General features: G+C 72.7%; 14 protein-coding genes. 8 read left to right on the top strand and 6 right to left on the bottom strand.

The features are described 5' to 3' along the window. Positions 1–113: 113 nt before the first annotated feature. The 5 genes from AC5WRL_RS17775 to AC5WRL_RS17755 all read left to right on the top strand — a co-directional run bounded on the left by AC5WRL_RS17775 (position 114) and on the right by AC5WRL_RS17755 (position 7,994). Positions 114–2,522, top strand: coding sequence for a ThuA domain-containing protein (locus tag AC5WRL_RS17775; RefSeq protein WP_496089545.1), 2,409 nt, complete (start codon positions 114–116; stop codon positions 2,520–2,522). Then, the gene (locus AC5WRL_RS17770; protein WP_496089544.1) at positions 2,523–4,745 is read left to right on the top strand and encodes an OmpL47-type beta-barrel domain-containing protein; all 2,223 of its coding nucleotides are present in this window, start codon (positions 2,523–2,525) and stop codon (positions 4,743–4,745) included. It abuts the gene before it with no gap. A 131-nt stretch (positions 4,746–4,876) separates the two neighbouring features. Further along, positions 4,877–5,932, top strand: a complete 1,056-nt coding sequence (locus AC5WRL_RS17765; RefSeq protein ID WP_496089543.1) for an iron-siderophore ABC transporter substrate-binding protein — start codon at positions 4,877–4,879, stop codon at positions 5,930–5,932. Next, complete coding sequence (locus tag AC5WRL_RS17760; RefSeq protein WP_496089542.1) at positions 5,929–6,972, top strand: FecCD family ABC transporter permease; 1,044 nt, start codon at positions 5,929–5,931, stop codon at positions 6,970–6,972. The genes AC5WRL_RS17765 and AC5WRL_RS17760 overlap by 4 nt, the downstream gene beginning before the upstream one ends. 11 nt (positions 6,973–6,983) lie before the next feature. After that, entirely contained in the window at positions 6,984–7,994 is a 1,011-nt protein-coding gene (locus AC5WRL_RS17755) for a FecCD family ABC transporter permease (RefSeq protein WP_496089541.1), read from the top strand. Here AC5WRL_RS17755 and AC5WRL_RS17750 read toward each other — a convergent pair. Beyond that, positions 7,991–8,455 carry a MarR family winged helix-turn-helix transcriptional regulator gene (locus AC5WRL_RS17750; RefSeq protein ID WP_496089540.1) on the bottom strand — a complete coding sequence of 155 codons (465 nt, stop codon included), beginning with the start codon at positions 8,453–8,455 and terminating at the stop codon, positions 7,991–7,993. The two genes, AC5WRL_RS17755 and AC5WRL_RS17750, sit on opposite strands and share 4 nt — an antisense overlap. Before the next feature lie 186 nt (positions 8,456–8,641). Between AC5WRL_RS17750 and AC5WRL_RS17745 the strand changes: the two genes are divergently transcribed. After that, entirely contained in the window at positions 8,642–9,886 is a 1,245-nt protein-coding gene (locus tag AC5WRL_RS17745) for a cytochrome P450 (protein WP_496089539.1), read from the top strand. Further along, positions 9,883–10,083, top strand: a complete 201-nt coding sequence (locus tag AC5WRL_RS17740) for a ferredoxin (protein WP_496089538.1) — start codon at positions 9,883–9,885, stop codon at positions 10,081–10,083. Before AC5WRL_RS17745 ends, AC5WRL_RS17740 begins: the two co-directional genes overlap by 4 nt. Before the next feature lie 154 nt (positions 10,084–10,237). Here AC5WRL_RS17740 and AC5WRL_RS17735 read toward each other — a convergent pair whose 3' ends face one another. From AC5WRL_RS17735 to AC5WRL_RS17715, 5 genes are all read right to left on the bottom strand, one after another. Then, positions 10,238–10,930 carry an HAD family hydrolase gene (locus AC5WRL_RS17735; RefSeq protein WP_496089537.1) on the bottom strand — a complete coding sequence of 231 codons (693 nt, stop codon included), beginning with the start codon at positions 10,928–10,930 and terminating at the stop codon, positions 10,238–10,240. A 31-nt stretch (positions 10,931–10,961) separates the two neighbouring features. Further along, entirely contained in the window at positions 10,962–11,852 is an 891-nt protein-coding gene (locus AC5WRL_RS17730; RefSeq protein ID WP_496089536.1) for a sirohydrochlorin chelatase, read from the bottom strand. 97 nt (positions 11,853–11,949) lie between these two features. Next, on the bottom strand, positions 11,950–12,933 hold the full coding sequence (locus AC5WRL_RS17725) for a BadF/BadG/BcrA/BcrD ATPase family protein (RefSeq protein WP_496089535.1): 984 nt from the start codon (positions 12,931–12,933) through the stop codon (positions 11,950–11,952). After that, complete coding sequence (locus AC5WRL_RS17720; protein WP_496089534.1) at positions 12,930–13,607, bottom strand: uracil-DNA glycosylase; 678 nt, start codon at positions 13,605–13,607, stop codon at positions 12,930–12,932. Before AC5WRL_RS17720 ends, AC5WRL_RS17725 begins: the two co-directional genes overlap by 4 nt. Positions 13,608–13,681: 74 nt before the next feature. Further along, positions 13,682–14,764, bottom strand: a complete 1,083-nt coding sequence (locus AC5WRL_RS17715; protein WP_496089533.1) for an NADH:flavin oxidoreductase/NADH oxidase — start codon at positions 14,762–14,764, stop codon at positions 13,682–13,684. Positions 14,765–14,866: 102 nt separating this feature from the next. Here AC5WRL_RS17715 and AC5WRL_RS17710 point away from each other — a divergent pair, with 102 nt between their 5' ends. Continuing rightward, a complete protein-coding gene (locus tag AC5WRL_RS17710; protein ID WP_496089532.1) occupies positions 14,867–15,235 on the top strand; it encodes an ArsR/SmtB family transcription factor in 369 nt (122 codons plus the stop codon). The last annotated feature ends 114 nt before the right edge of the window (positions 15,236–15,349 follow it).

Genomic DNA, 15,349 nt, shown 5'->3' with positions numbered 1-15,349 from the left:
ACAGTCCCAGAAACTCGGAGCAGGTGCGCAGATCCACGGTGGGCGGCCGGATGAGCCGGCTCCGCCGCCCCCGCCCCCTACGTGTGTGGGCAGCGGCCCTGCTGTCCGGCGTCATGGCGACCGGAGCGATGTACGCGGCACCGGCCAGCGCCCAGCCCTCCGCGGAGTCCGTGGCCCAGGCCCTCAACCTGCCGCGGCCACCGGGCGGCGACGACGTACGGGTGCTCATCTTCCACGCCTCCACCGGTGCGGAATCCCCGACCGTGGACGCCGGCATCGCCGCGATCGAGTCGATCGGGCGCAGCGGCCCCGCCAGGGCCCGGTTCTCCGTCGAGGCGACGGCCGACGCCTCGGTGTTCACCGACGGCCGCCGGCTGGGCACCTTCAACTCCGTGGTCTTCCTCACCGGTCCGGGCGACGTCCTGGACCCCGAACAGGAACTGGGCCTTCAGGCATACCTCTCGGCGGGCGGCGGCTTCCTCGGCGTCCACGACGCGGCCCGCACCGAACCGTACTCCGACTGGTACGGCGCGCTGATCGGCGCCCGCGCCACCGACGACAGCGGCGGCGCCACCCAGCGCGCCACCGTCGAGGTCGGCGACCGGGTGCACCCGGCGACCGCCGAACTCCCCCTGGAATGGAGCCGGCTGGACCGCTGGCTCAACTGGGAGACCAACCCCTCGGGCGACGTCCACACGGTGGCCCGGGTCCGCGAACTCGACTACCGGCCGGGCGCCTCCGCCAACGGCCCCGATCACCCCATCTCCTGGTGCCAGGACTACGCGGGCGGCCGGTCCTTCTACACCGCCATGGGCGGCACCGTCGCCTCCTGGGCCGAGGCGGACTTCCGCGACCATCTGCGCGGCGCCCTCACCTGGACCAACCGCGTGGCCCGTGGGGACTGCCAGGCCACCATCACCGACAACTACACCGCGCAGCGGGTGACCCCGCCCAACCAGCCCGGGCAGCACGACCAGATCGGCGAGCCGCACGGCCTGGTCGCCGCCCCGGACGGCCGGATCTTCTACATCGGCCGCGGCGGCGGCCCGGCAGGCTCCTCCGTCGTCACCGACTGGAACAACCCCGACGTCGGCAAGGGCGAGGGCGAGATCCACGTCTACGACCCGCGCACCGGCAAGGCGTCCCTGGTCGGCTCGGTGACCATCTTCGGCAACCGGGGCGGCGGCGGCGAGCTGAACAAGACCGAGGAGGGCCTGCTCGGCATCGAGCTGGACCCCCGGTTCGCCACCAACGGCTGGATCTACCTGCACTGGACCCCGCACTCGGAGATCGACCGCGAGCGGCGGATCGGCGAACGCCGGGTCTCCCGCTTCACGGTCAACCGCACCACCGGCCGGCTGGATCTGTCCTCGGAGAAGGTGCTGCTGGCCTGGCCGGTGCAGATCCACAGCTGCTGCCACGCGGGTGGCGGCATGGCCTGGGACTCCAAGGAGAACCTCTACATCGCCACCGGTGACACCAACTCCTCCGGATTCACCGGCGGTTACTCCGGAAACCACCCCGGGCAGGTGTTCGCGGGCACCTCCTTCGCCGACGCCCGCCGCACCTCCGGCAACACCAACAACCTCAACGGCAAGATCCTGCGCATCCACCCCGAGCAGGACGGCACCTACACCCTCCCGGCGGGCAATCTGTTCACCGGACGCGAGACCGCCGAGGGCGGCGGGAAGACCCGCGGCGAGATCTACGCGATGGGGGTACGCAACCCCTCCCGGATCTTCGTCGACCGGCAGACCGATGTGCTCTACGCCGGCTGGGTCGGCCCCGACGCCTCCCAGCCCAGCACCACCTGGGGCCCGGCCAAGTACGAGTCGTTCACCCCGATCACCGCACCCGGCAACTTCGGCTGGCCGTTCTGCATGGGCAACAACCAGCCCTACCGGGACCGCAATCTGCCCAACCCCGACCAGCCGCTGGGCTGGTACGACTGCTCCGCCCCGCGCAACGAGTCCCCGCACAACGACGGCCTCGTCAAGCTCCCCCCGGTCACCCCGGTCTCGATCTGGTACGCCCCCAACGGCGGTGGCCCCGACTACCCGCGCAACGCCGCCGGGGTGCCCTCGTACGACGTGAACCAGGAGTTCTACCGGCTGCCCTGGGCCAGGGGCGGTGGCCAGGCCGCGATGACCGGACCGCTCTACCGGTACGACGAGAACCGGGCCAGCGAGGTCAAATGGCCGCGCTACTGGGACGGCAAATGGCTCATCGGTGACCACTACGACGGCGTCCAGCCCCGCCACGCGGTGCTCATGGACCCCGACACCCTGGGCACCGGCGCCCCGCCCACCCACGCCGAGTCGCTGAAGGAGATCATCCCGGTCGGCCAGGGCGGCATCCGCAATCTGATGGACTGGAAGTTCGCCCCCGACGGCTCGCTGTACGTCCTCGACTACGGCCGCGGCTTCTTCAACTCCGACAGCGAATCCGCTCTGTGGCGGGTGACCTACACCGGCGGCCCGCCGACCCCGGCCGCCGCCGACCTGGTCAGAAAGGGCGAGTAGATGAGACGGAGAACGCGCCTGAGCAGCCGTACCCTGTGGACCGCGCTGCTGACCTCGCTGGCACTGCTGCTCGGCCTCACCTCCGCCGCCGCACTCGGCGGCGACCGGCCGGATCCGCAGCCGGCGGCGGTCGCGCAGCAGACCCTCACCTGGACGGCCGACGAGGGGATGGACGCCTACACCTCGGCGCCGCGGACCGCCGTGGCCGGCCCGGCGACCATCGTCTTCGAGAACAGCGTGGCCACCGGCAACACCGTGGCCATGCCGCACACCCTCACCTTCGACACCGGCAATCCCGAGTACAACAGCGACGTCACGCTCAACATCCTCGCCAACCCCATCGACAACAACGCCGGGCTGCACACCGCCGAAGTGGTCCTCACCCCCGGCGTCTACCGCTACTACTGCGCGATCCCGGGCCACGGCGCCATGCAGGGCATCCTGGTGGTGACGGAGGACGACGGCGAGGACACCACCGCGCCCGAGGTCACCGCCACGGTGGACGGCGTACGCAATGACGACGGCGCCTACCTCGGCTCCGCCACCGTGACCCTCAAGGCCACCGACACCGGATCCGGCGTGGCGAGCGTCGAGTTCGCCGAGGGCACCGAAGGCGAGTGGCAGCCCTACACCGACCCCATCGTGGTGGACCGGGTCGGCGACCATCTGCTGCGCTACCGCGCCACCGACGTGGCCGGCAACGTGTCGGTGCCGGGCACCGTGGAGTTCACGGTGGCCGAACCCCCCACCGACGACACCGACCCGCCGGAAACCTCGGCCACGGTCAGCGGTGAGCAGGACGGCAGCGGCAACTACCTCGGCATGGCCACCGTCACCGTGACCGCCTCCGACACCGGCTCCGGCGTCAACTCCATCGAGTACGCGCTCGGTACGGCCGGGGCCTGGCAGGAGTACACCGGGCCGGTGATGATCCACGAACTCGGCACCCACGTCCTGCGCTACCGGGCAACCGACCGGGCCGGCAACGTATCGCCGGAGCGCAGCGTGGAGTTCACCGTGGTGGAGATCGTCGAGGAGGACACCACCGCACCCGAGGTCTCCGCCTCGGTGACCGGCAATCTCAACTCCTCCGGCGCCTACCTCGGTTACGCCCGGGTGACCGTGGCTGCCACCGACACCCAGTCGGGCGTGGCCAAGGTGGAGTACTCGCTGGACGCCGGGCCCTACCTGGAGTACACGAAGCCGGTGATCGTGGAACGGGTCGGCCGGCACACCGTCTCCTACCGGGCCACCGACCACGCCGGCAACACCTCGCAGGCCCAGCAGGTCACCTTCACCGTCGCCCGTGGCGGCGGGGTGCCCGCCCCCAACTGCGCCGAGTTCGACGAGCGCCGCACGGTGTTCGTCGGCGAGGTGGACACCGGGGTACCGAACCGGATCACCGAGACCCGCTGCCGGATCAACGAGCGGATCGAGGACGAGAAGGACTGGTCCTCGCACGCCCTGTTCCTCAAGCACGTGGACACCGTCGTCGGCCAGCTGCTGGACGAGGGCGTCATCGACGAGCGCGAGGCCGGGCTGATCAAGCAGGCCGCCCGGGACTCCGGCATCGGCACCCCGGGCAACACCGAGGGCTACCGCAGCCTGTTCGACGGCACGCCCGAGAGCTTCGAGCGCTGGCAGCACGTCGGCGGCGGCGCCTTCGGACTCTCCCAGGGCGCGGCGATGACCAGCAACCCCCAGGTGGGCGGCATGGGCATGCTGTGGTTCCCGGAGCGCCAGTACGAGAACTTCTCGCTGAAGCTCCAGTGGCGCGACGACGCACCCGGCGATCTGCTCACCAACGGCGGGGTGTTCGTCCGGTTCCCGGATGTGCACGGCCACCCGGAGGAGAGCCGCCCCGAGTGGGTGGCGATCAACTACGGCCATGAGGTGCAGATCTACGACCGGCCCACCGGTGACCTGTACAAGACCGGTTCGATCTACGGCTTCGACCGGGTCGGTCTCGGCGGCGCCGGGGTCACCCCGAAGGGCACCTGGAACGACTACGAGATCCGGGTGATCGGCCAGTCCTACGAGATCTACCGCAACGGTGTGCTGATCAACGAGTTCGAGAATGTGCGCGGTCTGGTCTTCGAGCCGCCGCGCGGCGGTGACCCGGGCAGCAACGGTCGCCGCAACGCCTCCGGTTACCTGGGTCTCCAGGTCCACGGTTCCGAGGACGTGATCTCCTACCGGGACATCCGCATCAAGGAGCTGTGAGTCGCACAGCCGAGCAACCGGCCCGGGGTCGGCCGCCCACCAGGCGGCCGACCCCGTGGTCGTTCCCCCGGGACACTCACGTAACATAGGTAAGGCATACCTAAGTTTCTGGGAAGTGGAGTGTCTTCGCCATGCGTTCATACCGGATGTGGGCGGTGGCCGCGGCAGCGGCCCTCGCGATGGGTCTCAGCGGCTGCGCCGGCTCCACGGACGACTCGGACGGCGCGGACGGCGCCACCAAGGGCGGCGAGAACACCGCCAACGGCGCCTTCCCGCTCACCATCGAGCACGCCCTGGGCACCACCACCATCCCCGAGAAGCCGGAACGGGTCGCCACCGTCGCCTGGGCCAACCACGAGGTGCCCCTCGCGCTGGGCGTCGTCCCGGTCGGCATGGCCGCCGCCAACTTCGGCGACGACGACGGCGACGGCGTGCTGCCGTGGGTCAAGGAGAAGCTCGACGAACTCGGCGCGGACATCCCGGTGCTGTTCGACGAGAACGACGGCATCGACTTCGAGGCGGTCGCCGACACCCAGCCCGATGTGATCCTCGCCTCCTACTCCGGGCTCACCCAGCGCGACTACGACACGCTCAGCGACATCGCCCCCGTCGTCGCCTACCCGGACGCCCCCTGGGCCACCTCCTGGCGGGACATCATCAAGCTGAACAGCCAGGGGATCGGCCTGGCCGCCGAGGGCGACGCGCTCATCGCCGACCTGGAGGCGGAGATCGCCGACACCGTGGCCGGCTACCCGCAGCTGGCCGGCAAGTCGGTGATGTTCATGACCCACATCGACCCCACCGACGTCAGCCAGGTCGGCTTCTACACGGCGCACGACACCCGCACCCTCTTCTTCGAGGACCTGGGCCTGCAAATCCCCGACAGCATCGCCGAGGCATCCGCCGGCACCGACCAGTTCGCCCTCACCCAGAGCGCCGAACAGGCCCAGCTCTTCGACGACGTGGACATCATCACCGGATACGGCGACGAGGACGGCGAGCTGATCCGCATCCTGGAAGGCGACCCGCTGCTGTCGAAGATCCCCGCCGTCGAACGTGGCTCGACGGCGTTCCTGCCCGGCAGCACCCCGCTGGCCACCGCCGCCAACCCGACCCCGCTGTCCATCGCCTGGGTCCTGGAGGACTACGTCGCCCTGCTCGCCGATGCCGCGGACAAGGTGGAATGACCGCCGCCGCCACCCGGAACCCGCCGGACGCCGACCCCGCTCGGCGTCCGGCCCATGTCCGGGGCCTGTGGATCCTCGCCGCCCTCGCCGTCCTGCTCGCCGTGACCGCCGCCTCGGTGGCCCTGGGCGCGCGCGACGTGGGCTGGTCCGACATCGTCGCCGGACTCGGCGGCGCCGAGAGCACCCTCAGCGAGGCCGCCGTCAAGAAACGGGTGCCGCGCACCCTGCTGGCCATGACCGTCGGCGCCGCCCTCGCCCTGGCCGGCGCCGTCATGCAGGGCGTGACCCGCAACCCGCTGGCCGATCCCGGCATCCTCGGCGTCACCATGGGCGCCTCCCTCGCCGTGGTCACCGGCATCGCCTACTTCGGCCTCACCTCGCCCACCAGCTACATCTGGGTCGCCATCGCGGGCGCCGCCGCCACCGCCCTGTTCGTCCACACCGTCGGATCACTGGGCCGGGGCGGCCCCACCCCGCTCAAGCTCGCGCTGTCCGGCGCCGCCGTCTCGGCCGCGCTCGCCTCGCTGGTCACCGCCGTCCTGCTGCCGCGCAACGACATCGCCAGCACCTTCCGGATGTGGCAGATCGGCGGGGTCGGCGGCGCCTCGTTCGACAAGATCGGCCAGATACTGCCCTTCCTCGCCGTCGGGTTCCTCATCTGCCTGGCCTCGGCCCGCGGCCTGAACTCCCTCGCCCTCGGCGACGAACTGGCGGCGGGCCTCGGCGAGAAGGTCGCGCTCACCCGGGCAGCAGCCGCCGTCGGAGCCGTGCTGCTGTGCGGCGCCGCCACCGCCGTGGCCGGCCCCATCGCCTTCGTCGGCCTGGTGGTGCCCCACATGTGCCGCCTGCTGGTGGGCGTGGACCACCGCTGGCTGCTGCCGCTGTCCGCGCTGCTCGGCGCGGCACTGCTGACCGCCGCCGATGTCGTCGGCCGGATCGTCAACCGCCCCTCCGAGATCGACGTCGGCATCATCACCGCCCTGCTCGGCGCCCCGTTCTTCATCTACATCGTCCGCCGACAGAAAGTACGAGCCCTGTGACCCTTTTGGCCATGGCCGAGGGCCGGACCCGCCGCGCGAACCGGCGGCGCGTCATCATCGCCGCCCTGGCGGCGCTCGTGGTCACCGCCTTCGCCATCACCTTGATGTTCGGCCAGACCTTCTACCCGCCCGGCGCGGTCATCAAGGTGATCCTCGGCGAACAGGTACCCGGCGCCTCCTTCACCGTCGGCCGCCTCCGGCTGCCCCGGGCGGTGCTCGCCGTGCTCGTCGGCACCTGTTTCGGCCTGGCCGGCGTCACCTTCCAGACCATGCTGCGCAACCCCCTCGCCAGCCCCGACATCATCGGCATCAGCTCCGGGGCGAGCGCCGCCGCCGCCTTCGCGATCGTGGTCCTCTCCCTCAGCGAGGTCGGGGTCTCCGTCTTCGCCATCGCCGGCGGCCTGGTGGTCGCCCTCGCCGTCTACACCCTGTCCTTCAAGGACGGGGTGGCCGGCTCCCGGCTCATCCTGATCGGCATCGGCATCGCCGCCATGCTGGAGAGCATGACCGCCTACATCCTCAGCCGGGCGGGGGAGTGGGACCTCCAGGAGGCGATGCGCTGGCTGACCGGCAGCCTCAACGGCTCGTCCTGGACGGAGGTGGTACCGGTCCTGATCGCCCTGGCCGTCCTGGGCCCCCTCCTGCTGGGCCACACCCGCGCCCTGTCCACGATGCAGTTGGGCGACGACACCGCCGCCGCGCTCGGCGTACGGGTCGAACGGACCAGGATCCTCGCCATCGTCGCCGCGGTCGGCCTCATCGCCTTCGCCACCGCCGCCGCCGGACCGATCGCCTTCGTCGCCTTCCTGTCCGGACCCATCGCGGCCCGCCTGGTCGGCCCGGGCGGATCGCTGCTGCTGCCCTCCGCCCTGGTGGGCGCGCTCCTGGTACTGGTCGCCGATTTCTGCGGCCAGTTCGCCTTCGGCACCCGCTACCCGGTGGGCGTGATCACCGGCGTGCTGGGCGCCCCGTACCTGATCTACCTGATCATCCGCACCCACCGCGCGGGCGGCTCCCTCTAGGAGGTACGCGGCCAGGGGCGGCCGGTGCGGTGTTCGATGTCCGTGTTGAACCGGCGCAGATCGTCGATGAACCGGGACAGCCGCTCCGGCGGCCAGTCGGCCAGCACCGCCGCCAGCCCGCCGATGATCTCCTCGCGCTGCGCGGCCAGCTTGGCCCGGCCCTCCGCGGTGACCCGGAACTTCCTGGCCGTCCCGCCGTCCGGATCCAGGCTCCGCTCCACCAGCCCGTGGCTCAGCAGCGCCGAGGTCTGCCGGGTGAAGGTGGAGGCGGCCAGGCCGAAGGCGTCCACGAACTCCGGTATCGACATCGGGCCCTGGGCCTCCAGCCGGCTGAGCAGCACATACGCGCTACGGTCCAGCGCCGCCCCGGCCCGCACCCCGCGCGGGGTGCCCATCTCCCGGTGGCGCGTCAGGATCAGCATCTCCCGTTCGATCTCTTCCCCCGCCCGACGGGCATCCACGCCGGCCTCCCCCCGTGGTCCGAACGACTGTGTGGCGACCACCTTACGGCGAAAATGCGCCATGCACGAGAAGTGCATCATGCACTCTTGATGCATCATGCACAGTGTCGATACCGTTGCGTACCGTGAACGCCTGCCCGGGCCGGATCGCGTTCGCTCCCCACCACGTACGGAGGAGCCCCCCCCATGACGGATCAACAGGAACAGACCGTACGGCTGCCGCTGACCGGCGACACCCCCCTGGAGGCGCCCGCCGCCTGGGAAGCCCTGCGGCGCGGCTGTCCGGTGGCCACCGCCGAACTCCCCAGCGGTGACAAGGCCGCCTATCTGACCCGCTACGAGCACGTCAAAAGCGTCCTGTCCGACCCCCGCTTCACCCGCCCCGGCGCCACCGACCCCGGCGCCGCCAGGGTCGCCCCCGAGGGCGCCGGCGGCCCCGCCGCAGACGGAGACACCGGCGCACTGGCCATCCCCGACCGCGGCGAGGACCACCAGCGCTGGCGGCGCCGGGTCGGCAAATACTTCACCGCCAAACGCATGACCGCGCTGCGCCCCGGCATGGTCGCCACGGCCGAAGCCCTCGTCGACACCATGGTCAAGAACGGCCACCCCGCCGACCTCAAGGCCGCCCTCGGCTTCCCGCTGCCGGTCTTCGTGATCTGCGACATCCTCGGCGTACCGGCGGCCGACCGGGACCGGTTCTCCCACTGGTCCGACGCCTTCCTCAACGTCACCCGCTACACGGCCGAACAATCCCGGACCTCCCAGGCCGAGTTCACCCGGTACATGACCGCCCACCTCGCGGCCGTACGAGCCGACCCCGGCGACGACCTGCTCGGCATGCTGATCCGCGACGGCCGCACCGAGGACGACGGCGGCCTGTCCGACGACGAACTGGTCGCCACCGGCATGGGACTGCTCGTCGCCGGACACGAGACGACCGCCAACATGATCGGCAAGATGATCGCCCTGCTGCTGGCCGACCGCACCCGCTGGGAACAACTGCTCGCCGATCCCGGCCTGGTCCGCACCGCCGTCGACGAGGCGCTGCGCTTCGACGCCAACCTCGGCTTCGGCATCCGCCGTTACCTCACCGAGGACATCGAGATCGACGGCGCGCCGCTGCCCAGCGGCACCACCGTCGTCTGCTCCATGCCCGCCGCCAACCGCGACGAGCGGATGTTCACCGACCCCGGGTCGATGGACCTGACCCGCAGCCCCAACCCCCATCTGACCTTCGGCGCCGGACCGCACGCCTGCCTGGGCCAGAGCCTGGCCCGCACCGAACTCCAGGTCACCCTTGAGGTCCTGCTCCGCACACTGCCCACCCTCCGTCTCGCCGTCCCCGCCGGCGAACTGCACCGGGTGGAGGGCCTGCTGGTGGGCGGGCTGCGGGAAGTCCCGGTGGCCTGGGAGGCAGCGGCGGCATGAAGATCAGCGTGGACGAATCCCGGTGCTGCGGCGCCGGCCAGTGCGTCCTGGTCGCCCCCGAGGTCTTCGACCAGCGCGAGGACGACGGCATCGTCGAACTCCTCACCGCCGAACCGGACACCGCCCAGCGCCCCGCCGTACGGGAGGCCGCCGCCGTCTGCCCGGCCGCCGCCATCACCGTGCGCGAACCGGACTGACTCCCCGTCACCCATACCCCATACCCCAACGCCCCCGCCCGGCCCGGCACGGACCGGGCGGGGCCCGCGTCCACGCAGCCGTCGCACCCGCCACGGCCCGCGGCCACAAGGACGCGGCCCGGGTCCTCCGGCGGCGGGGGCTCACACCGGCCGCTCACCGGCCGGCCAGCACCCACTCCAGGGTCTTGTCGGCGTCAAAAGTGCTCTGACCACCGGGAAAACACAGCCCCGCCGCCGCGAACACCGGCTCGTCCGGCGCCCGCAGCGCCGAAGGCACCGCGACACACCGCATCCCCGCCCGCAGCGCCGCCGTCACCCCCGGGGCCGCGTCCTCCACCACCACACACACCTCGGCCGGCACCCCCAGCCGCCGCGCCGCCGCCCGGAACACATCCGGCTCCGGCTTCCCCCGGGGCACCTCATCGGCCGACACCCGCACCGGCAGCAGCGCGCCCACCGCGCTCCCCGCCAGCGCCGCGTCGATCGCCACCCGGGACGAACCGGAGGCCACCGCCATCGGCAACCCCGCCGCGTACGCCAGCTCCACCAGCCGCGCCATCTGCGGAAACACCCGGATGCCGCCCCGGATCAGCTCCAGATACACCCGGTCCTGCTCCGCCATCAACTCCCGCGCCGGGGCGGCGATCCCGTACCGGTCCCGCTGGGCCACCAGCGCGTCCAGCGCCCCGATGCCGATGTAGCGCGTGTACCGCTCCCAGCTGAAATCACGCACCCCCTGCCCGGCCAGCACCCGGCGGTTCGCCTCGTAGTAGTGCGGCTCGCTGTCCACCAGCGTGCCGTCGAGATCGAACACCAGGGCAGCGGCGACCGGTCGCACCATCGTCATGGCACCAGTGTGGCAGCCGCGCCGCCCCGCCTCACAGCGCGGAGGCCCCCTGGGAGTCCCGCAGCGGAATGCCGAGCTTGGCGGAGTACGCCGACAGCACGAGCCTGCCGATCGCCGGATACGCGCCCAGCGGCTCGGCCATCGCACAGCCCGCCTCCTCGGCCGCAGCCGCCAGCAGCCCGTCCGGCACCTCCGGCCCGATCAGGCACGGCGCCAGCGCCAGTTGCTGCGAACCCGCCTCGATCAGCTGAGCCGCCACATCCGCCACCGAGCCCGCCTTGTCCAGCGCCGCGGCCAGCACCGGCACCGCCAGCCGCGCCGACAGCAGCATCCCGGTGATCCCGGCCGCCTGCACGGCCTCCTCGCCGCCCACGGTGGCCAGGATGATCCCGTCCGCCGCGGTCGCCACCGTGAACAGCCGGGCCCGGTCCGCGCGAGCCAGATCGGCCTCCGACAGCCGCACGTGCACGCCCTCGGCCAGCAGCGGATGCGGCCCCAGCACATCCGTCAGCTCGGCCCCGGACCCACTGCTGAGCACCGCCTGCCGGATTCCGCGCAGCTGGGCACTGTCCGGCCCCGCCAGCAGCGGTACGACCACGGCCGCCGGCTGCTGCTCGGCGTCATCACGCTCGGCCGCCACCCGCGCCAGCACCTGGCGCAGCGACGGGAACTCCCCGTCCTCGTCGGCGCCCTCCACAAAACCCACCCGGGCATCGAGCCCGGGCAGCTCGGAACGGGCGATGCTGGTCACTTCCTCGGCGATGCCACGGCCGGCCGCCGACGGCGTACCGGGCACCGCGAGCACCAGCACCGGCGCGCCCTCGGGCGCGCTGACGGGCTCCGGGCGGCGGTGACGTCCGGGCTGACGTGGTCTCGGCATTCGTACGGGCAGGCCGGTCCCGTGCCCAGTGGGGGAGCTCATGTCGCCGCATGTTAATGCCTTGATGTGCTTGGCTGTTCGGCCGGGGGCGCCCCCTTGGAGTTTGTCCGGAAAAATCCCGCGCCTGCGTGTGACCCGGTCAACCCAGGACCAGCAACCCCCGATCGGATGGCAGCCGCAGCCCGCCGACCGCGATCCGGGCCGCGATCAGCAGCGCCCCGGCCAGCGGGTCCCCGTCCGCCACCACCGGCCGGGAGTGCGGCAGCAGCCGCCCCAGCTCCGCGCGCAGCGGCCCCAGCAGCGGCTCCCCGATCCGGAACAGCCCCCCGGTCAGCGCCACCTCGCCGCCCGCCGGGGCCACCGCCGCCGCCGAGCGGGCGATTTCCCCGGCCGCCGCCGCCATGATCCCGGCCGCCACCTCGTCCGCACCGGCGCACGCCGCCACCTGCGGCGCGAAGGACGCCAGCACCGCCGCCCGGTCCTCCCGGGGATACAGCGCCCCCGGCAGCCCCCCGGCCGGCCCGAACATCCGCTCCGCGCGCGCCAGCAGCACCGCCGAGCCCCCGGCCCGCCCGTCGAACGCCCGCAGCGCCGCGCTCAGCCCGCGCTGCCCGATCCAGGCCCCGCCGCCACCGTCGCCCAGCAGATGGCCCCAGCCGTCCGCCCGCCGCCAGCCGCTCAGGTCGGTGCCCAGCGCGATCATCCCGGTGCCCGCCGCCACCACCACGCCCGGCCGTTCACCCAGCGCCCCCGCATACCCGGTGACCGCGTCCGCCGCCAGCGCCCAGCGCCGTACCCCGAACTCCGCCGCGAGCGCGCCCGGCAGCCGCTCCCGCAGCCCATCGCCCAACGAGGCCATCCCCGCCGCGCCCACGCACACCGCCGCGATCCGCGCCGCCGCCCCGGCCCCCGCCCGCTCCAGCAGCACCCGGCCGGCCGGCAGCACCCGTTCGAGGAACTGCTCGGCATCGATCCCCGAACCGGTGGTGCGCACCGGCCCGTCCGTGACCGGCGGGGGGCCCGGCACCACCTCCCCGGCGCCGGTCACCTTGGCCAGCGCGATCCGCAGCCCGGAGCCGCCCGAGTCCACCCCCAGCACCCAGCCCCCGGCGGGGCCGCTCACGACAGCGTCCAGTCCACCGGCCGCGCGCCCTGCTCGGCCAGCAGCGCGTTGGCCCGGCTGAACGGCCGGGAGTTGAAGAAGCCACGGTCCGCCGACATGGGGGAGGGGTGCGCCGACTCCACGCTCGGCACCGCGCCCAGCAGCGGGCGCAGATTACGGGCGTCGCGGCCCCACAGGATCGCCACCAGCGGCGTGCCGCGAGACGCCAGCGCCCGGATGGCCTGCTCGGTGACCTCCTCCCAGCCCTTGCCGCGGTGCGCGCCGGGGCTGCGCGGCGCCGTGGTCAGGGCCCGGTTCAGCAGCAGCACCCCCTGCCGTGTCCAGGGCGTGAGATCGCCGTTGGCGGGCCGGGGCGCGCCCAGATCGGTGTGCAGTTCCCGGAAGATGTTCTCCAGCGAGCCCGGCAGCGGCCGGACCTCCGGAGCCACCGAGAAGCTCAGCCCCACCGCGTGCCCGGGCGTCGGATACGGGTCCTGGCCCACGATGAGCACCCGCACCTCATCGAACGGCTGGCTGAAGGCCCGCAGGACATGCTGCCCGGCGGGCAGATAGGTCCGCCCCTGGGCGATCTCCGCGCGCAGGAAATCGCCCATCGCGGCGATCCGGTCGGCCACCGGTTCCAGGGCCTTGGCCCAGCCGGCTTCCACAATCTCATTCAACGGTCGTGCTGCCACGGTCCGTTACCCTACTGTCCGGCACCGACAGCCCGTGCCGGACCCGGACCTCCCCGTACATCCGTACGAGGGGTTCACATCGCCCGCAGATACTGCGGCGGCACCCCAGGGTGGCTCACCCCCAGCGCGCGGGCCGCCCGGTGCGCCCAGTGCGGGTCGCGCAGCAGCTCCCGGCCCAGCAGTACGGCGTCGGCCTCCCCGTTCACCAGGATCTTCTCGGCCTGCTCGGGCTCGGTGATCAGCCCCACGGCGGCCACCGGCAGGGCCGTCCCGGCCTTCACTTGGGCCGCGAACGGCACCTGGTAGCCGGGTCCGGTGGGGATCCGTGCCCCGGCCGCGTTGCCGCCGCTGGAGACGTCCAGGAGATCCACCCCGTGTTCGAGCAGCAGCCGGGCGAACCGTACGGTGTCCTCCCCGTCCCAGCCGCCCTGCTCCAGCCAGTCGGTCGCCGAGATCCGGAAGAACACCGGCAGCTGGGCCGGCCACACCGCGCGCACCGCGTCCACCACCTCCAGGGCGAACCGGGTACGGCCCGCGAAGTCGCCGCCGTACGCGTCGGTGCGCCGGTTGCTGAACGGGGACAGGAACTCACCCAGCAGATAGCCGTGCGCACCGTGCACCTCGACCACCTCGAAGCCGGCCGCCAGCGCCCGCCGGGCCGCGTCGGCGAACCGGGCGGTGATCTCCGCGAGCTGCCCGGTGGTCAGCTCGGTGGGCACCGGGTAGTGCTCGTCGAAGGCCAGCGGGGAGGGGGCGAGCGGCTGCCAGCCGCCCCGCTCCGCCGCCAGCGGGCCGCCCCCGAGCCAGGGGCGGTCGGCGCTCGCCTTCCGCCCGGCATGTCCGAGCTGAATCCCGGGAACCGCGCCGCGTTCCTTGATGAAGGCGGTCAGCGGGCGCAGGGCCGCCTCCTGGCGGTCGTTCCACAGCCCCAGATCGGCCGGGCTGATCCGGCCCTCGGGGGTGACGGCGGTGGCCTCCAGCAGGACGAGCCCGGCGCCGCCGGCCGCCCGGGCGCCGTAGTGCACCCGGTGCCAGTCCTGCGCGGTGCCGGTGTCCGGCCCGGCGACCGGGGCGGAGTACTGGCACATCGGGGCCATCCAGACGCGGTTGGGCAGGGTCAGCGACCGCAGGGTGAAAGGCTCGAACAGGGCGCTCACGGCAGGCTCCTCAAGAGGGTGCGCGGACAGGCACGGCAGTAGTACGGCGACCATCGTAGTACGAGGCCCATCAAAGTACGATGGCGCTCGTATGATGTGGGCATGAACCCGCCGAGCCCCGCCCCCGCGCCCGCCGGCGCCGTCGGCCGCACCCTGGAGCACCCCGACCGCGAGCGGATCCGGCTCGACCAGGTGCTCCAGGCCCTCGCCGACCCGCTGCGGCTGTCCGTCCTGCACCAGCTCGCCGCCGCCGGGGCCGGCGCCGAACTGTCCTGCTCGGACATCGACCTGCCGGTGAGCAAGTCGACCACCACCCACCACTTCCGGGTGCTGCGCGAGGCGGGGCTGATCCAGCAGACCTACCGGGGCACCGCCAAGCTGAACGCCCTGCGCCGCGCCGACCTGGAGGCGCTGTTCCCCGGCCTCCTGGACGCCGTCCTGACGGCAGCGGCCCGCGAACGCGCCCGCTAGGTCCTGTCTGACAAATCCCGCCTGGCCCGCGTCGCCTGGCGCAGGGGGCACCTCCCGGCCGAAGTCCGGGGGAGCCGCGCCGCGTTGCCGGACTGCCCGAAGGACACCGCCCCA

The organism is Streptomyces sp. NTD107, assembly GCF_059510435.1.
This window is presented reverse-complemented; position numbering and strand designations above follow the sequence as displayed.

What these genes read in the sequence shown, in the direction of transcription:
- AC5WRL_RS17735 (WP_496089537.1), bottom strand. Translation starts at nt 10,930, where the DNA reads ATGACGATGGTGCGACCGGTCGCCGCTGCCCTGGTGTTCGATCTCGAC.
- AC5WRL_RS17775 (WP_496089545.1), top strand. Translation starts at nt 114, where the DNA reads ATGGCGACCGGAGCGATGTACGCGGCACCGGCCAGCGCCCAGCCCTCC.
- AC5WRL_RS17765 (WP_496089543.1), top strand. Translation starts at nt 4,877, where the DNA reads ATGCGTTCATACCGGATGTGGGCGGTGGCCGCGGCAGCGGCCCTCGCG.
- AC5WRL_RS17755 (WP_496089541.1), top strand. Translation starts at nt 6,984, where the DNA reads ATGGCCGAGGGCCGGACCCGCCGCGCGAACCGGCGGCGCGTCATCATC.
- AC5WRL_RS17710 (WP_496089532.1), top strand. Translation starts at nt 14,867, where the DNA reads ATGAACCCGCCGAGCCCCGCCCCCGCGCCCGCCGGCGCCGTCGGCCGC.
- AC5WRL_RS17760 (WP_496089542.1), top strand. Translation starts at nt 5,929, where the DNA reads ATGACCGCCGCCGCCACCCGGAACCCGCCGGACGCCGACCCCGCTCGG.
- AC5WRL_RS17740 (WP_496089538.1), top strand. Translation starts at nt 9,883, where the DNA reads ATGAAGATCAGCGTGGACGAATCCCGGTGCTGCGGCGCCGGCCAGTGC.
- AC5WRL_RS17730 (WP_496089536.1), bottom strand. Translation starts at nt 11,852, where the DNA reads ATGAGCTCCCCCACTGGGCACGGGACCGGCCTGCCCGTACGAATGCCG.
- AC5WRL_RS17745 (WP_496089539.1), top strand. Translation starts at nt 8,642, where the DNA reads ATGACGGATCAACAGGAACAGACCGTACGGCTGCCGCTGACCGGCGAC.
- AC5WRL_RS17770 (WP_496089544.1), top strand. Translation starts at nt 2,523, where the DNA reads ATGAGACGGAGAACGCGCCTGAGCAGCCGTACCCTGTGGACCGCGCTG.